Origin of the sequence: Cupriavidus sp. GA3-3 (genome assembly GCF_000389805.1) — a bacterium.
GTDB lineage: Bacteria > Pseudomonadota > Gammaproteobacteria > Burkholderiales > Burkholderiaceae > Cupriavidus > Cupriavidus necator_D.
The window spans coordinates 1-26,707 of record NZ_KB944499.1 but is presented as its reverse complement, the minus strand read 5'-3'; the positions used below and the strand labels follow the sequence as shown (position 1 = coordinate 26,707).

Genomic DNA, 26,707 nt, shown 5'->3' with positions numbered 1-26,707 from the left:
GCCCCCAAGCAGGGGGAGTTCCTGGCATCCCTGGAATCCCGCATGTCAAATCCCAAGCTGACGCTGGAAAGCGTTTCCTACGTCCTGCCCGACGGCCGGACGCTCTTCTCTGAACTGTCCGAGCAATTCGACGATCGTCCCACCGGCCTGGTCGGGCGCAACGGTATCGGCAAGTCCGTGCTGGCGCGCATCCTGGGCGGGGAGCTGGAGCCCTCCGCGGGGCGTTGCGTGCGGTCGGGCAGCGTGCATTACCTGTCCCAGCAGGCCGCGCATGCCGTGCAGACGTCGGTGGCCGGGCTGGCTGGCGTGCAATCGATGCTGGATGCGCTGCAGCGCATCGAGGCCGGCAGCGCCGCGGCGCAAGACTTCGATGACGTCGGCGAGCACTGGAACATGCCGCAACGGTTGCGGCAGGAGCTGGAGCGCAATGGCCTGGGCCACCTCCAGGCGCACACCCCGGCGAGCACCCTGAGCGGCGGCGAAGCCATGCGCGTGGCACTGATCGGTGCGTTGCTGTCGGATGCCGATTTCCTGATCCTCGACGAACCCAGCAATCATCTGGACCGGCCGAACCGGCTGGCGCTGATCGCGCAACTGCAACGCTGGCAGCGCGGCCTGCTGGTGGTCAGCCATGACCGGCAGTTGCTTGAGGGCATGGCGCGCATCGTCGAGCTGTCGTCGCTCGGACTGCGCAGTTATGGCGGCGGCTATTCGTTCTATGCGCAATGCAAGGCGCAGGAGCGCGAGAACGCCTTGCAGCAGCTGGATCAGCGCAAGCTCGAACGCAAGCGGGAAGAGCAGTCGCTGCGTGCGCAGCGTGAGCGCCAGGAGCGGCGGCAGGCCCGTGGCAACCGGCAGGCGCGCGATGCCAACCAGGCCAGCATCCTGCTGGGCCGGCAGAAGGAGCGCAGCCAGGCCTCGGCGGGCAGGCTGCGCCTGCAGCAGGCCGCCACGCGCGAAGCGCTCGATGCGCGCGTGCGCGACGCCGCGCAACAGGTGGAGGACGATGCCGCGATCGTATTGCTCGCGTTGCCTGTCAGTCAGGCCGCGCAACGCCGCGTGGCTGAACTGGACGAGGTCGACCTGCCGTTCGTGCCGGCCGCCACGCGCCGCATCAGCCTGATGCTGACGGGCCAGCAGCGCGTGGGCGTCGTCGGCCCCAATGGCTGCGGCAAATCCACCTTGCTCAAGCTGCTGGCCGGCCAGTTGCAGCCGCTTGCCGGCCGCTGCGCGGTGCATGCCGAGCGCGCCTATCTCGACCAGCAACTGGCCGGCCTGCTGCCGCAGCGCTCAACCATCGAACAGATGCTGGCCGCCAACCACACCGCCGGGGAGGCGGCATTGCGCACGCGGCTGGCGCTGCTGGATCTCGATGCGCAGAAGGCCACCGCGCCCAGCGGCCTGCTCAGCGGCGGCGAGCGCCTGAAGGCCGCGCTGGCTTGTACCTTGTATGCCGATCCGCCGGCACAGCTGTTGTTGTTCGATGAACCCGGCAACCACCTGGACCTGCCGTCCGTGCAGGCGGTGGAGACGATGCTGCGCGGCTATCAGGGCGCATTGGTGGTGGTGTCCCACGACGATGTGTTCATGGGCAGCCTGGGGCTGACCCATCGCCTGGCGGCAACGCCGGACGGGTGGAAGCTGGAACCCTGGTAGGCGGTCTATTTATACCCGGATGATATTGACATCGTATTTTATCCGGGTAATATTCGGAAATCGTCTCCCAGGGGCATCCGCATGACCAACGCAACGCTTCACAGCTACACCACCTTCGACGGCCACCGGCGTATCGCCACGGGCCCGCTGCAAGCCAATGCGCTGGCGCTCAAGCGTGCGCTGGAAGCCGGCGCGGGCGGACCCGTGCTGGTTTTCGACGACGGCACCGGGCGCTCGATCGACCTGGATACGAGCGGGACGGAGGCCGCCGTACTTGAGCGCACGGCAGAGCGCGCCGCGCAGCTCGAATCCGTGCGGCAGCCAGCCGGCGACAACGACGAAGCAGCGGACGTGGCCGAGCCCCGGGGCCGCGGGCGCCCGAAGCTTGGCGTGGTGTCGCGCGAGGTGACGCTGCTGCCGCGCCATTGGCAATGGCTGGCCGCCCAGCCAGGCGGGGCATCGGTGGCCCTGCGCAAGCTGGTCGAGCAGGCGCGCCGGGACCACGCGGACAAGGACCGCAGCCGCCGCGCCAGCGAACGGGCCTACCACTTCATGGTGGCGATGGCGGGAGATTTGCCCGGCTTCGAGGAAGCCACGCGGGCCTTGTTCGCGGGCGATGTGGCGGGCTTTGCGCAGCGGCTCGAGGCATGGCCGGCGGATATCCGCGAACACGCGATGCGCCTTGCGGACAGCAACGCCTGAACGGCTCCGCGGGCCTGGTCAGATGCCGCCCAGCAGGTCATGCGCATCCACGATCGCATAGGCGATCTCGGGATGCTCTTCCATGCTGCGGCGGATGGCGGCTGGGATCGACTGGCGGATCTTGCGGCACAGGCCGGGCTGCTCCTGCACCTGGATGCTGATGCCGCGTACCGTGCGCACGCCGCGCGCGCTGGGGGTGATGGTGAGCACGATGCCCAGCTGGGTCTGCATCAGGCTTTCCATGCGCTGCAATTCAGCCAGGCTGGTCAGGCGCTCAAGCCGTTCGACCAGCCGCTTTTCCTCGGCCCGGGTGAGCCGCAGCACGCGCAGGTCGGCGTTGGGGTCACTCAGCAAGGCTTCGCGCCCGCAGATACAGGCGCCGGGCGGGCATTCCGTGCGAAGAGGGAACGGCGCGTTCATGTGGGGCGCGGCCACAAGGCCGCAAGATAGCGGGGACGATGACCGGATATGTTAATTCAGGTTGCCGGTCGCCGGTTGCCCGTTGCGGGCACGCCATCTTTCCCGCAGGCCCTCAGGTCTTCCCTCTGGCAATGTCTGGTTGCGCGGGCATGGTTCAGTCCAGCTGCTCGATATGGGCCGACGTAATCAGGGCACGCCACTTGGCGGTCTCGGCATCGATCAGCTGCCGGAACTGCGCGGGCGAGCCGCCGGCAGGCTCGGCGCCCAGCGCGGCCAGGCCCTTGCGCACGTCCGGCGCCTGCAGCGCAGCTTGCAGCGCGGCGTTGATCCTGTCGACCACCGGCGCCGGCGTGCCGCGCGGCGCGACCACACCGCCCCAGGCCACGGTCTCGTAGCCCTTCAGCCCGGACTCGTCGAGCGTCGGCACCTCGGGCAGCAGCGCAAGGCGTTTCAGGCTGCTGACGGCCAGCGGCCGCACCTTGCCGCCGCGGATCAGCGGCATGGCCTCGGAGGTATTGCTGAACATGAAGTCGAGCCGGCCGCCCTTCAGGTCCTGCAGCGCGGCGGGGCCGCCGTTGTACGGGATAAAGGCGACATCAGTGGTGCCGGACGCATGCTGCATGTGTCGCAGCCCGCGGTCAACCGGGTGCTGGCGCTGACCGAAAGCCGGCTCGGCTACCCCTTGTTCGAGCGCGCGTGCGGCAAGCTGTTGCCGACGCCGGAAGCGCGGCGCCTGTTTGCCGAGGTCGAGCAGGTCTATAGCGGCGTACAGCGCGTCAACGACCTGGCTGCGGCGTGCCCACGCGCGTCGACTACCGCAGCGTCACCTTCGACGAACTGGTCGGCATTTTCCTGAGCGGTCGGGCCGATGTCGGCGTGTCGATGGTGCCGGCGGGGCATCCGACGCTGTCGTCCACGCTGCTCGGGCGCCAGCCGATGCTGTGCGTGTTGCCGCCGGACCATCCGCTCGCAGGCCGCGAGGTGGTGACGCCGGAGGATGTTGCCGGCAGCGCGTGGATCGGCTATCCGCCCGACACGCCGCTGGGCCGTGCGCTGGCCGGCTTCTTCGGCGACAGCGACAGCGGCGCCCCCGCCATCGAGGTGCATTCGCCGGTCACGGCATGCGCCTTTGTGCAGCAGGGCCTGGGGCTGGCGCTGGTGGATGCGTGGAGCGTGACGCCGGCCATGCGCGCGGCGCTGGCGGTGCGGCCGGTGTTGCCCGCGGTCGGCCTGGAAATCTGCGCGACCCATTCCGGCCTGGCGCCGCTGCCATTGGCGGGGCGCCGCTTCCTGGCCTCGATCGGTAAAGTGCTACGCGACATCCAGCCGCCTGCCGCGTGCGCGCAGGGGTAATCCGGCAGCAAATGCCGATCCGGTCTATGCTCGCGGCAGCGGTGCGGCCCGACGGCCCCCGACCACAGGAATTTCCAACCAAGGCCTGCACAGGAGACCCCATGGCACTCTCGATGTACGAAGTCTCGATTCCCTTGTTCATCCGCGCGCTCGGCAATCTCGCCGCGATCCTGGACAAGGGCGCGGCCCACGCCCAGGCGCAGGGCATGGACCCGGCCGACCTGATCCAGACCCGCCTGATCGCCGACATGGATGCGCTGCCGGCACAGGTGCAGCGCGCCAGCGACGCCGCCAAGGGCTGCGCCGCGCGGCTGGCAGGCATCGAGGTGCCTTCGTTCGCCGATACCGAAACCACCTTTGCCGAACTGCGGGACCGCGTCGCCCGCACCATCGGGTTCCTGGAGCAGATCACGCCTGAGCAGCTGGAAGGCAGCGAGCAGCGCGCGATCGAGCTGAAGCTGCGCCAGGGGCCGATGACATTCGACGGCAAGTCCTACCTGCTGGGTTTTGCGCTGCCCAACTTCTATTTTCACGTGACCACGGCCTATGACATCCTGCGCCACAAGGGCGTGCAGATTGGCAAGCGCGACTACCTGGGGCTGAAGTAAGAAGCCGAGCGGGGCCAGTAGGAAAAAGCCGGGCGCGGATCCCGGCTTTTTCATTGTCGAACAGCAGCTTGGGCGGCAGCCGCCGGTCAGCGCGTTCAGCACCGGGGCGCCGATGGCGGCCCTTTGCAGCAAAACCGGGTGATCTGCAGGAGATATTTGCCGCGCGCCTGGCCGACGGCCGGGACCGCATCCCGCCAGCCTCTAAGCGGAAACCCTGACCCCTCTGGTATACTTGCATTACGTCCGGACCGGCCGGACGCAGCCTGCGACAGGCCACAGGCGGTTCCTCCGGCAGTGCCCGGAGCCATGCACGGAAAACCCGGTGCACACCGCCCGCGCTGCCAGCCATGCGGCGCCGATCCGGGAGCCCGAGCCCAGATCCGTGATACTTGTTATCCGGCCTTTGCCCAATACCTGTTGAAACCCCGGCCAGCCCAAGGGCGGCCGAATGCCCGTTAACGGTCCCCAAACGGTCCCAGAGAGACCCCCACGCATGACTTACGCCGTCAAGGAAATCTTCTATACGCTGCAGGGCGAAGGCGCCAACGCCGGCCGCGCCGCGGTGTTCTGCCGCTTTGCCGGCTGCAACCTGTGGAGCGGCCGCGAAGAAGACCGCGCCAGCGCGGTGTGCCAGTTCTGCGATACGGATTTCGTCGGCACCGATGGCACGCGCGGCGGCAAGTACCGCACGGCCGAGGAACTGGCCGCAGTGGTCGCGTCGGAATGGCCGCAGGGCGCCGGCGGCCAGCCGCTGGTGGTCTGCACCGGGGGCGAGCCGCTGCTGCAACTGGACGCGCCGCTGATCGACGCGCTGCATGCGCAGGGCTTCGAGATTGCGATCGAAACCAACGGCACCATCGCCGTGCCGCCGGGCATCGACTGGGTCTGCGTCAGCCCCAAGATGGGCTCGGAACTGGTGGTCACGCGTGGTGACGAGCTCAAAGTCGTGATCCCGCAGGAGGGCCAGGACTTTGCCGCATACGAGCAGCTTGATTTCCGCCATTTCCTGGTGCAGGCCATGGATGGCCCGCTGGCGAGGGAAAATACCGCCGCCGCGGTGGCGTTCTGCCAGCGCCATCCGCGCTGGCGGCTGTCGCTGCAGACTCACAAGCTGCTCGGCATCCGCTGAGCGGCGCGGCATCCACGGTATCGACAGGTCGCCCAACGGGCGGCAAAACGTACACAATACAGGCTTCGGACGCGCGCGCAGTGTCCGTCCCAACGCAGGCGGCCGGCACCGGCGCCGGTACACATGAGCAAACAAGTTTCCATTACCCGCCGGCTGGAGTTCGACTCCGGCCACCGCATCCCGAACCACTGCGGCCAGTGCCGCAATATCCACGGACACCGCTACCGGCTGGACCTGACGCTGTCGGGCGAGGTCCTGCACCGCGAGGGCGCGTCGGATGACGGCATGATCCTGGACTTCGGCGACATCAAGGCGCTCGCCAACGAGCACCTGGTCAACAAGTGGGACCATGCCTTCCTGATCTACCGTGGTGACACCGCGCTGCTGAACTTCCTGCAATCGATGGAAGGGCACAAGACCGTGGTGCTGGACGCGATCCCGACGGTCGAGAACCTGGCCCAGGTTGCCTTCGACATCCTGGCGCCGGTGTTCAAGGACTGCTTCGGTCACCACCTGCAGCTGACCAGGCTGGTGCTGTTCGAAACGCCCAACTGCTGGGCGGAAGTGAGCGCGCCCGCGGTGCTGCCGGCGCAGGACTGAGCGGGGACGATGCCAGAGACGCCACCGCTGCCGTTGCGCGCGCTGCGCGCCCTGCCTGAAGACCCGGCCGAGGCTGCCGAGCGCGACGCGCGTTACATGCGCGCCGCGCTGGAAGAAGCCCGCCTGGCCGAAGCCGCCGGCGAAGTGCCGGTGGGCGCGGTGGTGGTCTGGAACGACACCATCATCGCTCGCGGCCACAACCTGCCGATCCGCTCGGTGGACCCGTCCGCCCATGCCGAGATGCAGGCGCTGCGCGCCGCCGCCCAGGTGATCGGCAACTACCGCATGCCCGAGTGCGAGCTGTACGTGACGCTGGAACCGTGCGTCATGTGCAGCGGCGCGATCCTGCACGCGCGGCTGCGCCACGTGGTGTTCGGTGCAGCCGACCCCAAGACCGGCGCCGCCGGCAGCGTGCTCAACCTGTTCGAGCAGGCGCAGCTCAACCACCAGACCACCATTGCCGGCGGGGTGCTGGCCGACACCTGCGGCCAGATGCTGAAGGATTTCTTCGGCGCGCGCCGCCGGGCGCAGAAAGCCGCGCAGAAGGCCGCACAGCAGGACGCCGCCGCGCCTGTCACCGATCCCGACAAGAACAACGACACCGAAGCATGAGCACGCCGAACAGCAGGCCGCCGCATACCGAAGTCCGACTGATCGCCTCGTCCGGGTATCCGCACGACGTCGCCATTGCCGCGCGCGGCTGTGCCTGGCTCAAGCATCATGGCTACCACATGACCAACCCCGACGTGCTGGCGCGGCGCTACCTGCGCTTTGGCGGCACGGATGCAGAGCGGCTGGCCGACCTCCATGCCATCGGCACCGGCGCGCCGCACGAGCTGACGCTGGCGGTGCGCGGCGGCTATGGCATCGCGCGGCTGCTGGCGCAAGTCGACTTTGCCCGCATCGCCGCGCAGGCCAGCGCCAGCGGCACGCCCATCGTCGGCCACAGCGACTTCACCGCGTTCCAGCTGGCCTGCCTGGCGGCGACGGGTGCCGTCACCTTTGCGGGGCCGATGCTGCTGGCGGATTTTGGTGCCGAGGTGGTGGATCCCTTCATGTGGGAGCATTTCGAAGGCATCCTGCGCAACCCGGCGTACAGCGTCGATGTCGCGGCGCCGCAGTCGGGCGGACAACCGTTCTCAGGCAGCGTGGAAGGCACGCTCTGGGGCGGCAACCTGGCCATGCTGTGCAGCCTGCTGGGCACGCCTTTCATGCCGCAGGTGGAGGGCGGGGTGCTGTTCCTGGAAGACATCAACGAGCCACCGTACCGGGTGGAGCGCATGCTGATCCAGCTGCAGCAGGCCGGCGTGCTGGGCGCGCAGCGCGCCATCGTGCTGGGCGATTTCTCCAATTACCGCGTCACCGACTACGACAACGGCTACGACATGGACGCAGTGGTGGCCTACCTGCGCGACCAGTTGCCGGTGCCGGTGCTGACCGGGCTGCCGTTCGGCCACTGCGCGCGCAAGCTGACGCTGCCGGTCGGCGCCCAGGTGCGGCTGGCCGCACGTGCGGATGGCTTCAGCATGGCGTTTTCCGGCTATCCGGTGCTGCCGCCACTGGCCTGACCGGCCGCATCGTCCAATGCCGCGCATCCGGGTGCAAGGAATGCGTCCGGATGATAGAATGTACGGTTATTTCCTGACTTCCTGCCGGGTTCTCGCATGAACCGGGCGCGGCCCGTGCCGCATCGCCAGCCATGGCCGCCGGATGACTCCGGGCCAGCGCGATGCATCTCCGGCAAGGCCCGTCCCTGAGCGGCATGGGGTGCGCCTCGTGTGCAAAACCGGCAAGCCGCGGCCAGCGCCGCGGCGCCACAATCTCCAGACAAGGTTCAAGACGTGCTTTCTACCGCAAACATCACCATGCAGTTCGGCCCCAAGCCGTTGTTCGAGAATATCTCGGTCAAATTCGGCGAGGGCAACCGCTACGGCCTGATCGGCGCGAACGGTTGCGGCAAGTCCACCTTCATGAAGATCCTGGGCGGCGACCTGGAACCGTCGTCGGGCAACGTCATGCTGGAGCCGGGCGTGCGTCTGGGCAAGCTGCGCCAGGACCAGTTCGCCTATGAAGACATGCGCGTGCTGGACGTGGTGATGATGGGCCACACCGAGATGTGGGCCGCCGCGCAGGAGCGCGACGCCATCTACGCCAACCCGGAAGCGACCGACGAAGACTACATGAAGGCCGCCGAGCTGGAGGCCAAGTACGCCGAATACGACGGCTACACCGCCGAGGCCCGTGCCGGCGAACTGCTGCTGGGCGTGGGCATCCCCACCAGCCAGCACCAGGGCACGATGAGCGACGTCGCCCCCGGCTGGAAGCTGCGCGTGCTGCTGGCGCAGGCACTGTTCTCGAACCCGGACGTGCTGCTGCTGGACGAGCCGACCAACAACCTGGACATCAACACGATCCGCTGGCTGGAGACCGTGCTCAACGAGCGCAACTCCACCATGATCATCATTTCCCACGATCGCCACTTCCTGAACTCGGTCTGCACCCACATGGCCGACATGGACTACGGCACGCTCAAGGTCTACCCGGGCAACTACGACGACTACATGGAAGCGTCGATGCAGGCCCGCGAGCGCCAGGTTGCCGCCAACGCGCGCGCCAAGGAGCGCATCAGCGAGCTGCAGGACTTCGTGCGCCGCTTCTCGGCCAACAAGTCCAAGGCCCGCCAGGCCACCTCGCGCGCCAAGCAGATCGAGAAGATCAAGGTCGACGACATCAAGCCGTCGTCGCGCCAGAACCCGTTCATCCGCTTCGAGTTCGAGAAGAAGCTGCACAACCTGGCCGTGGAAGTGGAGAACATCACCAAGACCTACGACCGCAAGATCATCGACGGCCTGTCGCTGGCGATTCAGGCCGGCGAGCGCGTGGCGATCATCGGCGAGAACGGCGCGGGCAAGACCACGCTGCTGCGCAGCCTGCTCAACGGGGCGGTGCAGACCGGCGTGCAGCGCGGCGTGGAAGTGGACCGCGGCACGGTCAAGTGGGCCGAGAACGCCAACGTCGGCTACATGCCGCAGGATACCTACGAGGAATTCCCGGACAACCGCGACGTGATGGACTGGATGAGCCAGTGGACGCAGGCCGGCGACGACGAGACCTCGCTGCGCGGCACGCTGGGCCGCCTGCTGTTCTCGGCCGACGACATCAGGAAGTCGGTCAAGGTGCTGTCCGGCGGCGAGAAGGGCCGCATGATCTGGGGCAAGCTGATGCTGGGCCGCCACAACGTGCTGGCCATGGACGAGCCGACCAACCACATGGACATGGAGTCGATCGAATCGCTGCAGATCGCGCTGGACAAGTTCACGGGCACGCTGATCTTCGTTTCGCACGACCGCGAGCTGATCAGCGGGCTGGCGACGCGCGTGATCGAAGTGCGCACCGACGGCACGCTGACGGACTACCTGGGTACGTATGACGAGTACCTGCAGTCGCAGGGTATCGACGGCTGAGCGTCGGGACGTTGACGATGAGAGAAGGCCGCCTCCGGGCGGCCTTTTTCATTGGTGCGCCGGAATCTCAGCCGGCGGCGATGCGATCTGTGATCTGGTCGAGCTGGCTCGTGATGGCACGCGCGGTGATGTCGCCCTTGGCCTTGAGCAGTGCCGCATGCAGCGGTTCGCGCAGCGCCAGCAGGGCGGGCAGGTCGGTGGCCCTTTCGACCTTCACCTGCAGCATGTAGCCGCGCAGGCCGAGATGCTGCCCGATCACGTCGGTATAGAAGTGATACAGGCTCTCGAAGGCCGCGATGTCGGCGGGCGAAGGGGCCGCGGTATCGGTCGGTTGCGGCGTCTCGGGCACCTCGGGGGCGCGTGCGTGCCGCATTGCATACACGGAGAACATATTGGTGTCGGCGGCAGGCGTGACCCGCGCCGGTGCCTGTGCCGGTGCCACCGCAGCGGGCGGCCGTGCCGGCTCCGGGACGGCTTCGACCAGCCCTTGTGCCACCAGTGTGTCGATGGCCTCGGGTGCCACCCCCATGCCGGCCACCTGCGCCAGCAATTCCTGCCCGCGGCGCTCGCCGTTGACCATCAGCAGCAGCGCGCGCAGCTTGTGGTCAAGCTTGCGTGCACGCGTCCGGATCTCGTCCTGTCCCGCATCCGTCTTGCGGTAGATCGGATCGACCATGTCTCACCCCTTGTTATGTCCGACCGCCTTTGGCTAGAGTCCCTGTCAGGTGGTGCGGCCGATTATCGCCACCTTCTTGCCCGGAGCGGTATGCGCGGCTTTCCGCGGCGCAAAAACATAGTCCCGAATCCGCTCTACAATGTGCGTGCACCATAAAAGTAACAAAAAATTGCAATCGCCAATTCACCAAACCGAGAACTGTGGCCATGCAACAACGAGACAAACTCTTTATTAACGGCAAGTGGGTCGCTCCCCACGGCAACGGCACGATCGACGTCATCCATTCCGCCACCGAGGCGGTGATGGGCACCATCCCCGAAGGCTCGGCGCGCGACGCCGAGGATGCCATCCAGGCGGCCCGCGCGGCCTTCGACAGCTGGTCGGCCACGCCGCCGGCGGTGCGTGCCGGCTATATCGCCAAGATCGCCGAAGGCCTGAAGGCGCGCAGCGAAGAGCTGGCCCAGCTGATCGCCGGCGAAGTCGGCATGCCGATCAAGCTGGCGCGCGCGATCCAGGTGGGCGGGCCGGTCTACAACTGGGGCCAGGCCGCCAAGCTGCTGGACGGTTTCCGCTTCGAGGAAGAGGTCGGCAACTCCCTGGTGGTGCGCGAGCCCGTGGGCGTGGTGGGTGCCATCACCCCGTGGAACTACCCGCTCAACCAGATCACGCTCAAAGTGGCGCCGGCCCTGGCCGCCGGCTGCACCGTCGTGCTCAAGCCCTCCGAGGTGGCGCCGCTCAATGCCTTCGTGCTGGCCGAGGTGATCGAGGCCGCCGGCCTGCCGCCGGGCGTGTTCAACCTGGTGACCGGCTATGGCCCGGTGGTGGGCGAGGTGCTGGCCAGCCACCCGGAAGTCGACATGGTGTCGTTCACGGGTTCGACCCGCGCCGGCAAGCGCGTGTCTGAACTGGCCTCGCAGACCGTCAAGCGCGTGGCGCTGGAGCTGGGCGGCAAGTCCGCTTCGGTGATCCTGGACGACGCCGACTTGCCGTCGGCGGTAAAGGGCACCATCAATGCCTGCTTCCTGAATTCCGGCCAGACCTGTTCGGCGCATACCCGCATGCTGGTGCCGCGGGCCCGTTACGATGAAGTGAAGGCGATCGCGCAGAAGGTGGTCGAGGGCTTTACCGTGGGCGATCCGCTGCAGGAAGCCAGCAAGCTGGGACCGCTGATCTCCGCGGTGCAGAAGGACCGCGTGACCGGCTATATCCGCCGGGGCCTGGAAGAGGGTGCCGAGCTGGTAGCTGGCGGTCCGGACACCCCGGAAGGGCTGGACAAGGGCTTCTTCGTCAAGCCGACCGTGCTCGGCAACGTGGAGCCGCGTGCCACCGTGGCGCAGGAAGAGATCTTCGGGCCGGTGCTGTCGATCATCTGCTATGACACCGAGGAAGACGCGGTGCGCATCGCCAATGACAGCATCTATGGCCTGGGCGGCGGGGTCTGGTCCGGTGACGAGGCACGCGCGATCCGCGTGGCGCGCCGCATCCGCACCGGGCAGGTCGATATCAACGGCGGCCCGTTCAATATGCAGGCGCCGTTTGGCGGCTACAAGCAGTCCGGCAACGGACGCGAAGCGGGCAAGTACGGCCTGGAGGAATTCCTGGAGTACAAGTCGCTGCAGCTGAAGAAGCCGGCGGCCTGATGCGGCGCTGAGCGGCGTTGATGCAATATGGGAAATGCCCGGCTGGCCCGGGCATTTTTTCGTGCGGATAATGTGCGGAAGACACGCACAACATAACGAGAGTCATTGGGGGAGCAACGATGCGCTGGTTTGGTCGGCTGACCAGGTTTGCGGCGGGGCTGCTGGTGCTGGCGGTGGCCGGCGCTGCCGCGGCCCTGGTCTGGTATCGCCATGCGGCGCAGCCGCCTGCATCCGGCCAGGAAGCGCTGGCGGGTTTGCGCGGCCAGGTCACGGTCGTGCGCGACGGCCATGGCGTGCCGCATATCCGCGCCGCCAGCAAGGCGGACGCCTGGTTCGCGCTGGGCTACGTCCATGCACAGGACCGGCTGTGGCAGATGCAGATGAACAAGCGCGTCGTGGCAGGCCGGCTTGCGGAGATCCTGGGACCGTCCGCGCTCGATACCGACAAGTTCCTGCGCACGCTGGGCGTGCGCCGCAATGCCGAGGCCATCCTGGCGCAGGCCTCGCCCGAGACCCGTGCCGCGCTGCAGGCCTATGCCGACGGCGTCAATGCCTGGATCGACCATCGCAAGGGCCCGCTGCCGCCTGAATTCCTGCTGTTGCGCGCGCAGCCCGAGCGCTGGGAGCCGGCCGATACGCTGGGCTGGCAGACCATGATGGCCTGGGACCTGGGCGGCAACTGGACCCAGGAAACCCTGCGCATGCGGCTGGCGCAAGTGCTGCCGGTGGCCCGCATCAGCGAGTTGCTGGCGCCGTATCCGGGCGAGCAGCCGGTGCGCACCATGGATTACGGCCATCTGTACCAGCAACTGGCACCGCTGGCGAATGCCATGGCCAGCGTCGGCGACAAGGCGCCGCCGGGTTATGTCGAGGGCATGGGCTCGAACAACTGGGTGGTGTCGGGCGCGCATACGCAATCGGGCAAGCCGATGCTGGCCAATGACCCGCACCTCGGGCTGCAGGCGCCCGCGCTGTGGTATTTCGCCAGGATGACGGCGCCCGGCCTGGACGTGACCGGCGCCACGCTGCCCGGCATGCCGCTGGTGGTGCTGGGGCACAACGACCGCATCGCCTGGGGGCTGACCAATACCGCGCCCGACGTGCAGGACCTGTATATCGAACGGCTGCGCCCCGGCAACGACACCCAGTATCAGACCCCGGACGGCTGGGCCGCATTCGAGACCCGCACCGAGACCATCCGCGTCAAGGGCGCCCCGGACGTGGTGCTGAAGGTCCGCGCCACGCGCCACGGCCCGGTGATTTCCGATGTGGCCGAGCCGCTTTCGGCTGCCGCGGGACCGCTGGGCGCACAGTATGTGGTGGCCTTCCAGTGGACCGCGCTGCGCCCGGACGACCGCACCTTCCAGGCGGGGCTGCGCATGAACGAGGCGCGCGACTGGGCCGGCTTCACGGCGGCGCTGCGCGACTTCCATTCGCCGCAGCAGAACATTGTCTATGCCGATGTCGACGGCAATATCGGCTTCTATGCACCCGGACGCGTGCCGCTGCGCCGGGCCGACAACGACCTCAAGGGGCTGGCGCCGGCGCCCGGCTGGGATGCGCGCTACGACTGGACCGGCTTTATTCCGTTCGAGGCACTGCCGCACCGCTACAACCCGGCCGACGGCGTGATCGTGACGGCCAATCAGCGCATCGTCGCACCGGACTACCCGTACTTCATCACCAGCGAATGGACCGTGCCGTATCGCTTTGACCGGATCAAGGCGCTGCTGGCGGACACGCCCAGGCACAGCTTCGACAGCTTTGCGGCAATCCAGAAAGACGTGGTCTCGCTGGCCGTGCGCGATGCCTTGCCGCTGCTGCTGGCCGCGCCCGTCAGCCGCGATGCGGCGCGGCCCGAGCGCGAACGCGCCTTGCTGGAAGCGCTGCGCAAGTGGGACGGAAACATGGACCCGGGGCGCGCCGAGCCGCTGGTCGTTACCGCCTGGCTGCGCGAGCTGTCGCGGCGGCTGTTCGAAGAGAAGGCGGGCGAGGCGATCTTTGTCCGCCTGTGGGACCAGCGTAACGTGCAGCAGCCCATGCTCAACATCCTGCGCGATCCGCGCACGCTGGGCGCGTTCTGGTGCGACCGGCAGCATACGCGCGCGGCAGAGACCTGCGACGACGCCATCGCGGACGCCTGGACCCGGGCCATGGCGGACCTGTCGCGTCGCTACGGCGACGACTCCGCCCGCTGGCGCTGGGGCGAGGCGCACACGGCCCGCTCCGAGCACAAGCCCTTCGGCAAGGTGGCGTACCTGTCGCCGCTGTTCAACCTGCGCGTGCCGACCGGCGGCGATACCTATACGGTCAATGTCGGCCGCCACAACCTGCGCGACGACAAGGCGCCGTTCGAGAACACCCACGCGGCCAGCGTGCGTGCGCTATATGACCTGGCGGACCTGGAGGCGTCGCGGTTCATGGACTCCACCGGGCAGTCAGGCAACGCGCTGTTGCCGCGCTACCGCGACTGGGCCGGCAAATGGGCCGCGGTCGAGTACGTGACGATCCCGCCCGTGCCATCGCTGCCGCAGCAGGATGCGCCAGATGCGCTGATCCTGGTGCCGGCTGCGACCAAATAGCGCAGATTACGACATGCCGTGCTGAGAATGCTCGCAAATAGGCGAGATCGAGCCATGGTCTTCGCGGGGCGCAGCAATTGACGCTACCATGGGGACCCCTTTCGACCGGCAGGAGTCCCCGATGGCAACGCGTACCACCCATGTGATCCAGCACGTCGCATTCGAGCATGCGGGCGTGATCGGCAATGCCTTGCGCGCGCGCGGGCACGCGTTGCAGGTGTTCCAGGCCGGCGTCGATGACCTGGCACCCATCGCGGACAATCCGGCCGACCTGCTGCTGATCCTGGGCGGCCCCATCGGTGTCTATGAAACCGATGCCTATCCCTGGCTGGAGGCCGAGATCGCTCTGATCCGCCAACGCCTGGCGGCTGGCGGCAAGATGATCGGGGTTTGCCTGGGCGCGCAGCTGATCGCGCGTGCTGCCGGCGCGCGCGTCTACGCGGGCACGCGCGAGATCGGCTGGGCGCCGATTGCGCCTACGCCAGCGGGGCAGGATTCCGCGCTGGCAGAACTGGCTGCCGCCCACTGGGAGGTGCTGCACTGGCATGGCGATACCTTCGACCTTCCGCCCGGCGCGCAACTGCTGGCGTCCACTGCCGCGGTACAGAACCAGGCCTATGCCATCGGCAACCAGGTGCTGGCGCTGCAATTCCACCCCGAGGTCATGCCGCGCGATATCGAGGCCTGGCTGATCGGCCATACCGTCGAGCTGGCCAAGGCCGGCATCGATCCGCGCACCATCCGCGCGCGTACTGCGGAAGTCGGTGCCACGGTGGCGGCCGCGGGCGAGCGCATGTTCGCGCGCTGGCTGGAGGAAGCCGGGCTATGAGCCAGCCGGCATTGCCCGTGCGCGCGGCGATCGGCGCCGTATTGACGGGGCAGGTACGCCCGTTCGGGCCAAAGGGCGTGCCCAGCGGCATCGCCAAGACCGCGGCTGGCGAGCGGATTCGCGTGACCGCGCTTGGACTCGAAGGCGACGGGCAGGGCGATCCGCGCCATCACGGTGGTCCGGAAAAGGCGCTGCACCACTACGCCTTCGATCATTACCCGGCGTGGCGCGAGGAGCTGGCTGCGCAGGGCGCGCAAGGCAACGGTGTGCTCGACGTTGCGGGGGCCTTCGGCGAGAACCTGAGCACCACCGGGCTGACCGAGGCCTCCGTCTGCATCGGCGACCGCTTCCGCCTGGGCACGGCGCTGGTGGAGGTGTCGCAGGCACGACAGCCGTGCTGGAAGCTCAATCATCGATTCGGCTATGCAGGCATGTCGCGCGCCGTGCAGCAAAGCCTGCGCACCGGCTGGTACTACCGTGTACTGGAGACTGGCGACGTGGCGGCGGGCGATACGCTGGAACTGGTGGCGCGCCCCTGTCCGCGATGGTCGCTGCAGCGCCTGCTGCAGGTGCTGTATGTCGACCGGCTGGACTATGCCGCGCTTGCGGAAATGTCAGAGCTGGCACCGCTGGCCGAGAACTGGCGCAAGCTTGCGCGGCAGCGCGTGGAACGGCGCGAAATCGAAGATATGGAGCGGCGGCTGGCGGGCGGCTGAGCGCCGCCGCGTCAGCCCTGGCGGAACCGCTTCCCCGTGCCTTCGCGCGTAATGCGCTCCCAGACCACCTGCTTTTCCTCTTCGCTGAAGAACACCCAGTTGCTGACCTCGGCCGCGGTGCGGCCGCAGCCCTGGCAGATCTCGTCGAACAGCGTCGAGCAAATGCCGATGCAGGGGCTGTCCGGGCGCTCGGACAGCGTGGAATCCGTGGTGCCGTGATCCGGTTCGGGGCGGGGCGGGGCGGATTCTGAGGGCGACGGCATGGTGGCGGGAGGGATTGGGGTGAAACGGCCAGCCATTATATCGGGTACGAATGACAGGCAGTCGGAATGCCGGGCTGGGCCGGCGAGGATTACGTCTGACGTAATTGAGCCGTGTAGACCATGCGCTTACGCTGCAGGCACGACGTAAGCCGTTCACAGGAGCCCAAATGTCACAAGCCCTTGCCACCTTGCCCCGCCAGCACGATCGCCACGCTGCGGTCGACCCCCGCATGCGCATTATGGTAGACAACGTCCTGATCGGCTCCCCGGTGGCGCGCGCCCTCGGCGTGCGGCTGGCCAGCCTGGCTCCCGATCATGTCGAGCTGGAGATGCCATTCCTGCCGACCAACGTGACCCACGGCAGCATCGTCCATGGCGGTGTCATTGCCACGCTGATCGATATTGCCGGCGCCGCGGCGGCAGCTTCTGGCGGCAGTGCCGACGATGTGAAGGGCGGGGCGACCAGTTCGCTTTCTATCCAGTACCTGGCCCCGGCAAAGGGTACGGCGCTGCGCGCGGTGGCGATGGTGGTGCGGCGTGGGCGCCGGCAGGTGGTCACCGACGTGTCGGTCTATGCGGAAGCGCCGGACGAGGGCGTACTGGTGGCCAAGGCGTTGATGAGCAGTGCCATGTTCTGAATCCGGAGCGGACGCATCGTGCGCCCGTTTTTTCAAATTTATAAAACGCAATTAACCGCCGTATTTTCACCTTCACACCCAGGCGCGCCAGTACACTGGCGCGACCTGCTTCCATTGCAAAGGGGCAGCTTCGTGGAGGAAAGCGATGCAGCATGGGCCTGAAACTGCGCAGCAGGGCGGGGCGTCCCCAGCATCTGCCGCATCCGAGACGCTCCCGGCAAGCCCCGTATCTTCGGGGTCGCGTATCGCTGTCTACGGTGCGATTGCCGCCAACGTGGCGATCGCTGCCACCAAGTTTGTCGTCGCCGCCGTGACCGGCAGCTCGGCCATGCTGTCCGAGGCCATCCATTCCACCGTCGACACCGGCAATGAGCTGTTGCTGCTGGTTGGCATGGCGCGCAGCCGCCGGCCGGCCGATGCCATGCACCCGTTCGGGTACGGCTAGGAGCTGTATTTCTGGAGCCTGATGGTCGCGGTGCTGCTTCTGACGCATCGCCACCGCTACCGTTGCCAACGGCGCCGCGGGCGCCATCGACCGGATCGAGCGCCGCATCCGGGCGCGGTTTCCTCAGGTCAGCCGGACCTTTATCGAAGCCCGGCTGATGACCAAGGGCACGCGTGCGGCGGCCTGAAGGCCACCACCGCGCACCTGGTTGCGGCAGATTACGCAGCCGCGCGCAGCTTGATCTTCGGAAAATCGACCGGCACCGCGAAGGCAACGTTCACGTAGTTGGTGAACAGGTTCAGCGCCACATGCGCCAGGATCTCGACGATCTGTTCGTCGTTGAAGCCAGCCTCGCGCAATTGCGCCACATCCGCATCACTGACCTGGCCGCGCTGGTTGACCAGCTTGAGCGCGAACGACAGCGCTGCGGCGGTCCGTGCATCCTGCGCCCGGCCAGCCTGCGCCTCGGACATTTCCTGGGCGGTGGCGCCGGCCTTCCGGCCCAGCGCGGTGTGGGCGGCGAGACAGTATTCACACTGGTTTCGATCGGCCACGGCCACGGCGATCTTCTCGCCCAGAGCCGCACCCAGCACACCGCCGCCGAGCGCACCGAACGCGCGCCACATGCTGCGCAACGCAGCGGGCGAATTGGCGACAGCACGGAACATGTTCGGGGCGACGCCAAAGGCACCGTGGATCTCGGCCAGCAGAGCCTGGCTGTCGCCCGTGGCAGTGGCGGGATTGACGAGGGGAACGCGGGACATGGTGGACTCCTTGGTACAGGTTGAAAGGACAAGGCAGTTGCGATCGCCTTGACTGCAGTATGGGTAACCATCGAGTACCATTGGGTGCGTAAAGTCCTATGTACATACCAATTCGTCCAGACCATGCCTGAACCCATCGACCGGCTTTCCGCGCTGCTGGAGCGGTTTCGCGCGCGTGCGCACCTGTTCCACCAGGGACCGCTGTGCGGGCTGACCCAGTTCGCCGCGCAGCCGGGCCGCGGCTTCCTGCATGTCCTGCGCCGCGGCGAACTGGAGCTGCGGCATCCGCCGGGCTCGGGCCTGCCGGGCAGCCTGCGCTTTGACGAGCCCACGCTGCTGTTCTACCCGCGCCCGGTCCACCACATGTTTCACAACCCGCCGCAGGAAGGCTCGGATTTCACCTGTGCGGCGCTGGACTTCGACGGTGGTGCGCGCAACCCGGTAGTGCGCGCGCTGCCGCCGCTGATCGCCTTGCCGCTGGCGCACGTGGCCGGCCTGGAGCAGTCGCTGGCGCTGCTGTTTGCCGAGGCCGGCCAGGTGCGCTGCGGCCACCGCCTGCTGGCCGACCGGCTGTTCGAGGTGGTGCTGATCCAGCTGCTGCGCTGGCTGATCGACCACCACCAGGAGGCCGGCATCCAGGCGGGCCTGATTGCCGGCCTGTCCGACCCGCGCCTGGCACGCGCGCTGGTGGCGCTGCACGAGGCGCCGGGCGAGCCGTGGGACCTGCCGCGCATGGCGGCGCGCGCGGGCATGTCGCGCAGCGCCTTTGCCGCGAGTTTCCGGCGTGTCGTGGGGCAGCCGCCGGCCGACTACCTGACCGACTGGCGCCTGACACTGGCCCAGGCGCAGTTGCGGCTGGGCCGTCCGGTGAAATCCGTGGCGCTGGAGCTGGGCTATGCCAATGCGTCGGCGCTGTCGCGCGCGTTTACGGCACGGCTGGGCCAATCGCCAAGGCAATGGCTGGAACGGGAAGAAGAGGGAAAGGAAGGGGAGACGGCCGGGAAATTGCTGCCGGCCGATGCAGCCGCCGGTTTGCTCCCCTCTCCCGCGCGCGGGAGAGGGGCTGGGGGAGAGGGCGGGAGCGTCTAGCGGCGATACCGCCTGCTCCACGAGCTCATCAGTACTTCCAGAAGACCTGCTGCAGCGCCTTGGCGTCGTTGGTCTGCGTCAGCGCCAGCGCCATCAGGATGCGTGCCTTCTGCGGCAGCTGGTCGTCGGTGACGATCCAGTCGTACTTGTCATCCGGCTGCTCTGCGTTGCGCACCACCACGCCGCTGCCGGTGCGCGAGGCGCGCACGATCTGCACGCCCTTGGCGCGCGCGGCCTTGAGCGACTCCACCATGTAGTCGCCGACGCTGCCGTTGCCGGTGGCCGCGTAGATGATGGCCTTGGCACCGCTCTTCACCGCGGCGTCGACCGCGGCTGGATTGGCGTTGCCGTAGGCGTAGAGCACTGCCACCTCAGGCAGCTTGTCGATCTTGTCGATGTCCCACTGCGTCTGCTGCGTGTGCGGACGCGCCGGCAGGCGGTAGAACAGCGTGCGGCCTTCGACCACGTAGCCCAGCGGGCCGAACGGCGAGCGGAAGGTCTCGGTCTTGAAGGTGTTGCTCTTGGTGACGTCGCGGCCGGTGTGGATCTCGTCGTTCAGCACGGCCAGCGTGCCCTTGCCCTTGGAGGCAGGGTTGGAGGCGACCAGCACGGCGTCGTACAGGTTGAGCGCGCCATCGGCGCCCAGCGCGGTGCCCGGGCGCATCGAACCCACCACCACCACCGGCTTGTCGCTCTTGAGCGTCAGGTTCAGGAAGTAAGCGGTTTCCTCGATGGTGTCGGTGCCGTGCGTAATGACGATGCCGTCCACGTCTGGCTGCTTGAGCAGTTCCGATACGCGCTTGGCCAGCTTCAGCAGGCGTTCGTTGTTGAAGCTCTCCGAACCGATCTGGAAGATCTGCTCACCCTTGACGTTGGCGACCTTGGAGATTTCGGGCACCGAGGCGATGATCTTGTCGACCGGCACCACGGCGGACTGGTAGGCCGCGGTGTTGGTCACCGATGCGCCGGCGCCGGCAATGGTGCCGCCGGTGCCGATGATGACGATATTGGCCTTGCGGGCTTCGGCCTGGGCGGTGGCGGGTGCGGCGGCGGATTGTGCGGCGGGGGCGAGCTGCGCGTGGGCAGTGCCGGTGATCAGGCTCGCCGACAGCAGGGCAGCGGCCAGCGTGGTGACGCGGGCGAAGTGTTTCATGTTTCTCCTCGGTATCTATACGAACGTGTGGCCCGTACTGGAATCGGCACGACATACCTTATGGGTGGAATGGTGCCGTCCGTGTTCAGTCGGTGGCTGCCGGCAGCGGGGCCTGTGATGCAGGGCCCGTTCAGGCAGCGGCAGTGACTATACGTGAGGAGAATTTGGCGCGGGAGGGGCGCTGCAAGGGTTATGCCGATTTGGCATGAAGTTGCCCGGGCGATAACTCAAATCGCATACATATCGAGGTACTCATTGACCGGCATGGCCTCTAGCCGCGCCTGGTCCAGCGACGCGGCAAGGATGGCCTGCTGCTGTTTCGGCGGGAAGCGGCGGGCGAGGTTGGTGCGGAATTTTTCCACCAGCAGCGGGATGCCCTCGGCGCGGCGGCGCTTGTGGCCGAGCGGATATTCGACCAGCACCTCGTCCAGCACGGTGCCGTCCGCCAGCGTCACGGTCAGCGCATTGGCGATCGAGCGCTTGGCGGGGTCGTGATAGTCGCGCGTCAGCGCGGGGTCTTCCACACAGGTGATCTTGCCGCGCAGCGCGTCGATGCGCGGGTCGGCGGCAATCCTGTCTTCGTAGTCGGCGGCGGTCAGGCGGCCGAACAGCAGCGGCACGGCCACCATGTACTGGATGCAGTGGTCGCGATCCGCCGGATTGCTGAGCGGGCCCTGCTTGTCGATGATGCGCAGGCAGGCCTCGTGGGTGCGGATGGTGATGGCGGCGATATCGGCCGCGCTGCGCCCCGCGAGCGCCAGCGCGCCGTGCAGCTGCATCGCTGCCTCCACCGCGGTCTGCGCGTGGAATTCAGCCGGGTACGAGATCTTGAACAGGATGTTCTCCATCACGTACGTCCCGTACGGCCGCTGGAAGCGGAACGGCTGCCCCTTGAACAGCACGTCGTAGAAGCCCCAGGTCTTTGCCGTCAGCACCGACGGGTAGCCCATCTCGCCGGTGCGGGCGATCAGCGCCAGCCGCACCGCGCGGCTGGTGGCGTCGCCGGCGGCCCAGCTCTTGCGGCTGCCGGCGTTGGGGGCGTGGCGGTAGGTGCGCAGGCTCTGGCCGTCGACCCAGGCCAGCGACACGGCATTGAGGATCTCGTCGCGCGTGAGGCCTAGCATCTGCGCGACCACGGCGGTGGAGGCCACCTTGACCAGCACCACGTGGTCCAGCCCGACCTGGTTGAACGAATTCTCCAGCGCGATGCAGCCCTGGATCTCATGTGCCTTGATCATCGCCGCCAGCACTGCCTTCATCGTCAGCGGCTTGCGCCCGGCGGCGATGTGGTTGCGCGAGATCCAGTCAGCGGTGGCCAGGATGCCGCCGAGGTTATCCGACGGATGACCCCATTCGGCAGCGAGCCAGGTGTCGTTGAAGTCCAGCCAGCGGATCATCGCGCCGATATTGAACGCGGCCTGGACCGGATCGAGCTGGAACTGGGTGCCCGGCACGCGCGCGCCGTTGGGCACGATCGTGCCCGGAACAACGGGACCCAGCAGCTTGGTACAGGCCGGGTAGGAGAGGGCTTCGAGCCCGCAACCAAGCGTGTCGATCAGGCAGTTGCGGGCGGTGTCATAGGCGAGGCCGCTCTTGATCTCGTACCGGGTGACATAGTCGACGATGTCGACCAGCACCTGGTCCGGATCGGGGCGTTGCGCGGACGGCGTGTCGGTGGACATGAACGGCCTCGCGGGCTCAGCTCAGCTCAGAACGCGTCGCCGGGCACGCGCACCCAGCCTTCCATCAGCACGCGCGCGCTGCGGCTCATGATGGCCTTCTTGACCGCCCATTCGCCGTCGACCTGCTGCGCCTCGGCGCCCACGCGCAACGTGCCGGACGGATGCCCGAAACGCACCGCGTTGCGCTCGCCGCCGCCGGCGGCCAGGTTGACCAGCGTGCCGGGGATGGCGGCGGCGGTGCCGATCGCCACCGCTGCCGTGCCCATCATGGCGTGGTGCAGCTTACCCATCGACAGCGCGCGCACCAGCAGGTCCACATCGGCCGCGGCCACCTTCTTGCCGCTGGAGGCGACGTAGTCGACCGGCCTGGCGACAAAGGCCACCTTGGGCGTGTGCTGGCGCTTGGCGGCCTCGTCCACGTTCTTGATCAGGCCCATGCGCAGCGCGCCGTAGGCACGGATGGTCTCGAACATCGCCAGCGCCCTGGTGTCGCTGTTGATGGCGTCCTGCAGCTCGGTGCCGGTGTAGCCGATGCTCTCGGCGTTGACGAAGATGGTCGGGATGCCGGCGTTGATCATGGTGGCCTTGAGCGTGCCCACGCCCGGCACTTCGAGGTCGTCGACCACGTTGCCGGTGGGGAACATCGCGCCGCCGGCGCCTTCTTCCTCGGCGGCCGGATCCATGAACTCAAGCTGCACTTCGGCGGCCGGGAAGGTCACGCCATCGAGCTCGAAATCGCCGGTTTCCTGCACTTCACCGTTGGTGACGGGCACATGGCCGATGATGGTCTTGCCGATATTGGCCTGCCAGATGCGCACCACGGCCACGCCGTTGTGCGGGATGCGGCTGGCATCGACCAGGCCGGCGCTGATGGCAAAGGGACCGACCGCTGCCGACAGGTTGCCGCAGTTGCCACTCCAGTCGACAAAGGGCTGGTCAATCGAGACCTGGCCGAACAGATAGTCGACATCGTGGTCGGGCCGTGTGCTCTTGGACAGGATGACGGTCTTGCTGGTGCTGGAGGTGGCGGCACCCATGCCGTCGATCTGCTTGCCATAGGGGTCGGGGCTTCCGATCACGCGCATCAGCAGCGCGTCGCGGGCCGGGCCGGGCACTTGTGCCGTTTCCGGCAAATCCTGCAGGCGGAAGAACACGCCTTTGCTGGTGCCGCCACGGATATAGGTGGCGGGAATCTTGATCTGGGGTACGTGAGTCATGGAAATCTTTGTCCTGGTTGGCCCGGGCGGCATGCGTGCCGCTCGGGCCCTTTGTCACAGCTTATGCAGTTGCCCGCGACGACTCAAGGAAGTCCTGCGCGAAGCGCTGCAGCACGCCGCCAGCTTCGTAGATCGACACTTCCTCGTCGCTGTCGAGGCGGCAGGTCACCGGCACTTCCACGCGCTCGCCGTTCTTGCGGTTCACCACCAGTGTCAGCGTGGCGCGCGGCTGGCGCTCGCCGATCACGTCATAGGTCTCGGTGCCGTCCAGGCCCAGCGTCAGGCGGTTCACGCCCGGCTTGAACTCCAGCGGCAGCACGCCCATGCCGATCAGGTTGGTGCGGTGGATGCGCTCGAAGCCCTCGGCGACGATGACTTCCACGCCGGCCAGGCGCACGCCCTTGGCGGCCCAGTCGCGCGACGAGCCCTGGCCATAGTCCGCGCCGGCGATGATGATCAGCGGCTGCTTGCGATCCATGTACGTCTCGATCGCTTCCCACATGCGCACGACCTTGCCTTCGGGCTCGATGCGCGCCAGCGAACCCTTCTTGACCTGGCCATCGACCACAGCCATTTCATTGATCAGGGTCGGGTTGGCAAAGGTGGCGCGCTGCGCGGTCAGGTGGTCGCCGCGGTGGGTGGCGTACGAGTTGAAGTCCTCTTCCGGCAAGCCCATCCTGGCCAGGTATTCCCCGGCGGCGCTGTTGAGCATGATGGCGTTGGACGGCGACAGGTGGTCGGTGGTGATGTTGTCGCCCAGCACCGCCAGCGGACGCAGCGCCTTGAGCGTGCGTTCGCCGGCCAGCGCGCCTTCCCAGTAGGGCGGGCGGCGGATGTAGGTGCTCTGCGGACGCCAGTCGTACAGGGGACTGACCGATTCGCCGCTGGCCGCGGTAATGGCGAACATCGGCTCGTAGACCTTGCGGAACTGTTCGGGCTTGACGCTCTTCGCCACGATCGCGTCGATCTCTTCGTCGCTCGGCCAGATGTCCTTCAGGTAGACCGGCTTGCCGTCCTGGTCCGTGCCCAGCACGTCCTTTTCGATATCGAAGCGGATGGTGCCGGCGATGGCATAGGCCACCACCAGCGGCGGCGAGGCCAGGAAGGCCTGCTTGGCGTACGGGTGGATGCGGCCATCGAAGTTGCGGTTGCCGGACAGCACTGCCGTCGCGTACAGGTCGCGGTCGATGATCTCTTGCTGGATCTTCGGGTCCAGCGCTCCGGACATGCCGTTGCAGGTGGTGCAGGCAAAGGCGACGATGCCGAAGCCAAGCTTCTCGAGGTCGGGCAGCAGATTCGCTTCTTCCAGGTACAGCTCGACTGCCTTGGATCCCGGGGCCAGCGACGACTTGACCCACGGCTTGCGCGCCAGGCCGCGAGCATTGGCGTTGCGCGCCAGCAGCGCGGCGGCGATCACGTTGCGCGGGTTGCTGGTGTTGGTGCAGCTGGTGATGGCGGCGATGATGACCGCGCCGTCCGGCATCAGGCCTTCGGCTTCCTGCGCGCGGGCCTTGTCCAGGTCGACGGCGATGCCGCGCTCGGCCAGCGCGGAGGTCGGCAGGCGCTTGTGCGGGTTGGACGGGCCGGCCATATTGCGCACCACGCTCGACAGGTCGAACTTCAGCACGCGCTCGTATTCGGCGTTCTTCAGCGAATCCGCCCACAGGCCGGCAGTCCTGGCGTACGTTTCGACCAGCTTGAGCTGCTCGTCGGTGCGGCCGGTCAGGCGCAGGTAATCGATGGTCTGCTCGTCGATGAAGAACATCGCGGCAGTGGCGCCATATTCCGGGGCCATGTTGGAAATAGTCGCGCGGTCGCCGAGCGTCAGGCTGGAGGCGCCTTCGCCACGGAACTCCAGATAGGCGCCGACCACCTTTTCCTTGCGCAGGAATTCAGTCAGGGCCAGCACGATGTCGGTGGCGGTGATGCCGGGCTGGCGCTTTCCGGTCAGCTCCACGCCGACGATATCCGGCAGGCGCATCCACGAGGCGCGGCCGAGCATCACGTTCTCGGCTTCCAGGCCGCCCACGCCGATGGCGATCACGCCGAGCGCATCCACATGCGGGGTGTGGCTGTCGGTGCCGACGCAGGTATCGGGGTAGGCCACGCCGTTGTCGGCGTGGATCACCGGCGACATCTTCTCCAGGTTGATCTGGTGCATGATGCCGTTGCCCGGCGGGATCACGTCGACGTTCTTGAACGCCTGCTTGGTCCAGTCGATGAAGTGGAAGCGGTCTTCGTTGCGGCGGTCTTCGATGGCGCGGTTCTTGGCGAACGCATCGGGGTCGAAGCCGCCGCACTCCACCGCCAGCGAATGATCGACGATCAGCTGCACCGGCACTACCGGGTTGACCTTGGCGGGGTCGCCGCCCTGGTCGGCGATGGCGTCGCGCAGGCCGGCCAGGTCCACCAGCGCGGTCTGGCCCAGGATGTCATGGCACACCACGCGCGCCGGGAACCACGGGAAATCGAGGTCGCGCTTGCGCCCGATCAGCTGCTTGAGCGAATCCGTCAGCGTGGCGGGATCGCAGCGGCGCACCAGGTTTTCTGCCAGCACGCGCGACGTGTACGGCAGCTTGTCGTAGGCACCCGGCTGGATTGCCTCGACCGCGGCGCGCGCGTCAAAGTAATCCAGCTTGGTGCCCGGTAGCGGTTTGCGGTTTGCAGAATTCATGGTGTAGGGAAATCAATATAGGTATGAAAAAGGGGTAGTGGTCCCATGTCAGCGACCAACTACCCCCTTGCCCGCAGGCCCGGATCAAGGCAACCCGACGCGGAGCAAACCGGCAGCCGGTCTTACTTGCGATCCTTCAGCGGCACGAACTTCAGGTTCTCCGGACCGGTGTAGTTGGCGCTCGGGCGGATGATCTTGTTGTCGATGCGCTGCTCGATAATGTGCGCGGCCCAGCCCGAAGTACGCGCGATCACGAACAGCGGCGTGAACATCGCCGTCGGCACGCCCATCATGTGGTAGCTCACCGCGCTGAACCAGTCCAGGTTCGGGAACATCTTCTTGATGTCCCACATCACCGTTTCCAGGCGCTCGGCGATGTCAAACATCTTCATCGAGCCGGCATCCTT

The 26,707-nt window shown here is 67.2% G+C and carries 23 protein-coding genes and 3 pseudogenes; 16 read left to right on the top strand and 10 right to left on the bottom strand.

The features are described from left to right. The first annotated feature begins 42 nt into the window (after positions 1 to 42). Together C265_RS24125 and C265_RS24120 are read left to right on the top strand one after the other, a co-directional pair. Entirely contained in the window at positions 43 to 1,656 is a 1,614-nt protein-coding gene (locus C265_RS24125) for an ABC-F family ATP-binding cassette domain-containing protein (RefSeq protein WP_010809545.1), read from the top strand. An 81-nt stretch (positions 1,657 to 1,737) separates the two neighbouring features. Continuing rightward, on the top strand, positions 1,738 to 2,358 hold the full coding sequence (locus C265_RS24120) for a DUF2239 family protein (protein ID WP_010809544.1): 621 nt from the start codon (positions 1,738 to 1,740) through the stop codon (positions 2,356 to 2,358). Between the two features lie 18 nt (positions 2,359 to 2,376). On the opposite strand, the gene C265_RS24115 is transcribed toward C265_RS24120, so the two are convergent. Both C265_RS24115 and C265_RS24110 read right to left on the bottom strand, forming a co-directional pair. Continuing rightward, the gene (locus C265_RS24115) at positions 2,377 to 2,778 is read right to left on the bottom strand and encodes a hypothetical protein (protein ID WP_010809543.1); all 402 of its coding nucleotides are present in this window, start codon (positions 2,776 to 2,778) and stop codon (positions 2,377 to 2,379) included. A 154-nt stretch (positions 2,779 to 2,932) separates the two neighbouring features. Then, positions 2,933 to 3,376: pseudogene (locus tag C265_RS24110) on the bottom strand (tripartite tricarboxylate transporter substrate-binding protein); the annotation flags it as partial. Here C265_RS24110 and C265_RS31830 point away from each other — a divergent pair. The 7 genes and pseudogenes from C265_RS31830 to C265_RS24075 all read left to right on the top strand — a co-directional run bounded on the left by C265_RS31830 (position 3,332) and on the right by C265_RS24075 (position 9,932). Continuing rightward, positions 3,332 to 4,131: pseudogene (locus C265_RS31830) on the top strand (LysR family transcriptional regulator). The pseudogenes C265_RS24110 and C265_RS31830 sit on opposite strands and share 45 nt — an antisense overlap. A 101-nt stretch (positions 4,132 to 4,232) precedes the next feature. Further along, positions 4,233 to 4,739, top strand: a complete 507-nt coding sequence (locus tag C265_RS24100; RefSeq protein WP_010809541.1) for a DUF1993 family protein — start codon at positions 4,233 to 4,235, stop codon at positions 4,737 to 4,739. Between the two features lie 493 nt (positions 4,740 to 5,232). Then, positions 5,233 to 5,868, top strand: a complete 636-nt coding sequence (gene queE / locus C265_RS24095; protein WP_010809540.1) for a 7-carboxy-7-deazaguanine synthase — start codon at positions 5,233 to 5,235, stop codon at positions 5,866 to 5,868. 123 nt (positions 5,869 to 5,991) lie between these two features. Continuing rightward, on the top strand, positions 5,992 to 6,468 hold the full coding sequence (locus C265_RS24090) for a 6-carboxytetrahydropterin synthase (RefSeq protein ID WP_010809539.1): 477 nt from the start codon (positions 5,992 to 5,994) through the stop codon (positions 6,466 to 6,468). A gap of 9 nt (positions 6,469 to 6,477) precedes the next feature. Beyond that, complete coding sequence (tadA, locus tag C265_RS24085; protein ID WP_010809538.1) at positions 6,478 to 7,080, top strand: tRNA adenosine(34) deaminase TadA; 603 nt, start codon at positions 6,478 to 6,480, stop codon at positions 7,078 to 7,080. Beyond that, the gene (gene ldcA, locus C265_RS24080) at positions 7,077 to 8,036 is read left to right on the top strand and encodes a muramoyltetrapeptide carboxypeptidase (RefSeq protein ID WP_010809537.1); all 960 of its coding nucleotides are present in this window, start codon (positions 7,077 to 7,079) and stop codon (positions 8,034 to 8,036) included. Before tadA ends, ldcA begins: the two co-directional genes overlap by 4 nt. A 273-nt stretch (positions 8,037 to 8,309) precedes the next feature. Next, entirely contained in the window at positions 8,310 to 9,932 is a 1,623-nt protein-coding gene (locus tag C265_RS24075; protein ID WP_010809536.1) for an ABC-F family ATPase, read from the top strand. A gap of 67 nt (positions 9,933 to 9,999) precedes the next feature. On the opposite strand, the gene C265_RS24070 is transcribed toward C265_RS24075, so the two are convergent. Next, a complete protein-coding gene (locus C265_RS24070; RefSeq protein WP_010809535.1) occupies positions 10,000 to 10,608 on the bottom strand; it encodes a hypothetical protein in 609 nt (202 codons plus the stop codon). A gap of 206 nt (positions 10,609 to 10,814) precedes the next feature. Between C265_RS24070 and C265_RS24065 the strand changes: the two genes are divergently transcribed. The 4 genes from C265_RS24065 (at position 10,815) to C265_RS24050 (ending at position 16,375) form a co-directional block, all read left to right on the top strand. Beyond that, positions 10,815 to 12,248, top strand: a complete 1,434-nt coding sequence (locus C265_RS24065; protein WP_010809534.1) for an aldehyde dehydrogenase family protein — start codon at positions 10,815 to 10,817, stop codon at positions 12,246 to 12,248. A gap of 119 nt (positions 12,249 to 12,367) precedes the next feature. After that, the gene (locus C265_RS24060; protein WP_010809533.1) at positions 12,368 to 14,830 is read left to right on the top strand and encodes a penicillin acylase family protein; all 2,463 of its coding nucleotides are present in this window, start codon (positions 12,368 to 12,370) and stop codon (positions 14,828 to 14,830) included. A gap of 121 nt (positions 14,831 to 14,951) precedes the next feature. Continuing rightward, positions 14,952 to 15,659 (top strand): glutamine amidotransferase, encoded by a 708-nt coding sequence (locus C265_RS24055; RefSeq protein ID WP_010809532.1) that lies wholly within the window; start codon positions 14,952 to 14,954, stop codon positions 15,657 to 15,659. Beyond that, positions 15,656 to 16,375 carry an MOSC domain-containing protein gene (locus tag C265_RS24050; protein ID WP_010809531.1) on the top strand — a complete coding sequence of 240 codons (720 nt, stop codon included), beginning with the start codon at positions 15,656 to 15,658 and terminating at the stop codon, positions 16,373 to 16,375. The genes C265_RS24055 and C265_RS24050 overlap by 4 nt, the downstream gene beginning before the upstream one ends. An 11-nt stretch (positions 16,376 to 16,386) precedes the next feature. On the opposite strand, the gene C265_RS24045 is transcribed toward C265_RS24050, so the two are convergent. Beyond that, positions 16,387 to 16,638 carry a DUF1289 domain-containing protein gene (locus C265_RS24045; RefSeq protein ID WP_011615395.1) on the bottom strand — a complete coding sequence of 84 codons (252 nt, stop codon included), beginning with the start codon at positions 16,636 to 16,638 and terminating at the stop codon, positions 16,387 to 16,389. Positions 16,639 to 16,805: 167 nt separating this feature from the next. Here C265_RS24045 and C265_RS24040 point away from each other — a divergent pair, with 167 nt between their 5' ends. Together C265_RS24040 and C265_RS24035 are read left to right on the top strand one after the other, a co-directional pair. Continuing rightward, positions 16,806 to 17,276 (top strand): PaaI family thioesterase, encoded by a 471-nt coding sequence (locus tag C265_RS24040; RefSeq protein ID WP_010809529.1) that lies wholly within the window; start codon positions 16,806 to 16,808, stop codon positions 17,274 to 17,276. 145 nt (positions 17,277 to 17,421) lie between these two features. Next, positions 17,422 to 17,718, top strand: a pseudogene (locus tag C265_RS24035) (cation transporter); the annotation flags it as partial. A 221-nt stretch (positions 17,719 to 17,939) separates the two neighbouring features. Here the strand turns inward: C265_RS24035 and C265_RS24030 are convergent. Further along, on the bottom strand, positions 17,940 to 18,485 hold the full coding sequence (locus C265_RS24030; protein ID WP_010809527.1) for a carboxymuconolactone decarboxylase family protein: 546 nt from the start codon (positions 18,483 to 18,485) through the stop codon (positions 17,940 to 17,942). Between the two features lie 123 nt (positions 18,486 to 18,608). Between C265_RS24030 and C265_RS24025 the strand changes: the two genes are divergently transcribed. Further along, positions 18,609 to 19,574 carry an AraC family transcriptional regulator gene (locus C265_RS24025; protein ID WP_010809526.1) on the top strand — a complete coding sequence of 322 codons (966 nt, stop codon included), beginning with the start codon at positions 18,609 to 18,611 and terminating at the stop codon, positions 19,572 to 19,574. Between the two features lie 28 nt (positions 19,575 to 19,602). Here C265_RS24025 and C265_RS24020 read toward each other — a convergent pair whose 3' ends face one another. From C265_RS24020 to C265_RS24000, 5 genes are all read right to left on the bottom strand, one after another. Further along, complete coding sequence (locus tag C265_RS24020; RefSeq protein ID WP_010809525.1) at positions 19,603 to 20,727, bottom strand: asparaginase; 1,125 nt, start codon at positions 20,725 to 20,727, stop codon at positions 19,603 to 19,605. Positions 20,728 to 20,954: 227 nt separating this feature from the next. Then, the gene (locus C265_RS24015) at positions 20,955 to 22,409 is read right to left on the bottom strand and encodes a bifunctional 2-methylcitrate dehydratase/aconitate hydratase (protein ID WP_010809524.1); all 1,455 of its coding nucleotides are present in this window, start codon (positions 22,407 to 22,409) and stop codon (positions 20,955 to 20,957) included. 26 nt (positions 22,410 to 22,435) lie between these two features. After that, positions 22,436 to 23,626: a 2-methylaconitate cis-trans isomerase PrpF gene (gene prpF, locus C265_RS24010; RefSeq protein WP_010809523.1), complete on the bottom strand. Its 1,191-nt coding sequence runs from the start codon at positions 23,624 to 23,626 to the stop codon at positions 22,436 to 22,438. 61 nt (positions 23,627 to 23,687) lie between these two features. After that, positions 23,688 to 26,300 carry a Fe/S-dependent 2-methylisocitrate dehydratase AcnD gene (acnD, locus tag C265_RS24005; protein ID WP_010809522.1) on the bottom strand — a complete coding sequence of 871 codons (2,613 nt, stop codon included), beginning with the start codon at positions 26,298 to 26,300 and terminating at the stop codon, positions 23,688 to 23,690. 122 nt (positions 26,301 to 26,422) lie between these two features. Continuing rightward, on the bottom strand, positions 26,423 to 26,707 hold a 285-nt coding region (locus C265_RS24000; RefSeq protein ID WP_010809521.1), incomplete at its 5' end, for a citrate/2-methylcitrate synthase.